This is a genomic window from Clostridiales bacterium (assembly GCA_030016385.1).
Classification (GTDB): domain Bacteria; phylum Bacillota; class Clostridia; order Clostridiales; family Oxobacteraceae; genus JASEJN01.
In genome coordinates, this window is sequence record JASEJN010000125.1 from 1 (window position 1) to 581 (window position 581).

Consider the following 581-nt stretch of genomic DNA (forward strand, 5'->3'; position numbering starts at 1 on the left):
CAATACTACCACAAATGCTTTTATTTATCACTGACAACTATGCTAACACATAGGGATTGCAGAAAAGGTAATATCATTAATAGAAGTAAATTCCTTCTCTTTTGAAGAATGAATTTTAGAAAAAATACTGACCGGGTGCCCACTTTTGGTAAGGGCTGCAGCTTCTGTCACGTGATAGCCTTTTTTATATACGTTTTTTATTCTTAGTGCTTTCAGAACCATCCCGTACGATACCAAGGGATTCAAATTTGTAACCATCGGGCTTGACAACATCACTGTCGTCGATATGGATGACAGGTTCCTCCGGAGCCCATTTACAGATCAAGTTGAGATAGGAAGATAAAGCGTCCTTTGGGGTGCCCTGATTAAGGTGCGCGGATAAACGATCAACAGTGTTTATCTTTTTTGAATCCTCATGAAGATTGTCTGCGACATCTGTAAGCAGACAGCTGTTGGAAGCAAGCATTCCGTATGTTATGTCAGCTGTAAACTTGCGATTAGGTTTGGTGAGTTTTCGAGAAACTTTAGGTAAAATTTCAAAGTAAGTTCCACTTTCCTAAAGTAAATTCCATCTAAAGGCA

Annotated in this window: 1 protein-coding gene; it reads right to left on the minus strand. The window is 39.1% G+C overall.

Annotated features, from left to right (window positions below):
- Positions 1–184: 184 nt before the first annotated feature.
- Positions 185–466: a hypothetical protein gene (locus QME45_14715; protein MDI6619879.1), complete on the minus strand. Its 282-nt coding sequence runs from the start codon at positions 464–466 to the stop codon at positions 185–187.
- Positions 467–581 lie beyond the last annotated feature (115 nt).